Annotated in this window: 1 protein-coding gene; it reads right to left on the bottom strand. The window is 61.4% G+C overall.

Annotated elements, in window-relative coordinates; genetic code table 11:
- A partial coding sequence (locus tag J2I47_RS26375) for an Ig-like domain-containing protein (RefSeq protein ID WP_445451878.1) occupies nt 1–599 on the bottom strand: 599 nt, incomplete at both ends.

Below are 599 nucleotides of genomic sequence, written 5' to 3'. Positions count from 1 at the left end.
TTGCCCAGGTTGCCACCCGGCCCGCTCCAGGCGTAGGTAAGGCCCGTAGTGGGGGAGGCCGTCAGAGAGATAGGTTGCCCCGAACAAACTGTTGTGCTGCCCGATATCGTAGGTTGCGGTACGGCATTTACCCTGACATTGCCCGTAGCAACTGCCGTACACCCTTCAGCAGAGGTTACCGTTACCGAATAGGGATTAGCACCTACGGTTGTAGGCGATACGACCAGCCTTCCGGTGGTATTGCTGTTGCCTTCACCAAAGCGGTAACTGACGCCTCCAGTGGCGGTGAGCGTAGCGGAGGTACCGTTACAGATGGTGGCCGACGACAGCGTGGCGGTGACCGACGGACTGACCGTCACCGTAGCTGAGGTGAGGGCCGAACAACCGTTGCTGTTAGTGACCGTCACGCTGTAGGTCGTGGTGGTGGTGGGGGAGACGACCACGCTCTGAGTGTTGCCCGTGCCCGTTGGTGCCCAGTTGTAGCTGAAGCCACTGCCGCCTGATGCGTTAGCTGTCAGGGTGGCCGAGGTGCCGTTGCAAATGGTCTGGCTGGCCACCGTAGCGGTCACAGCCGGGTTGACGGTCACCGTGCCGGAGGC

The sequence above is a fragment of the Fibrella rubiginis genome (assembly GCF_017353185.1).
In the GTDB taxonomy this organism is placed as follows: Bacteria; Bacteroidota; Bacteroidia; order Cytophagales; family Spirosomataceae; genus Fibrella; species Fibrella rubiginis.
The sequence above is the reverse complement of the archived record's forward strand: the minus strand, read 5'-3'. Positions and strand labels throughout refer to the sequence as shown.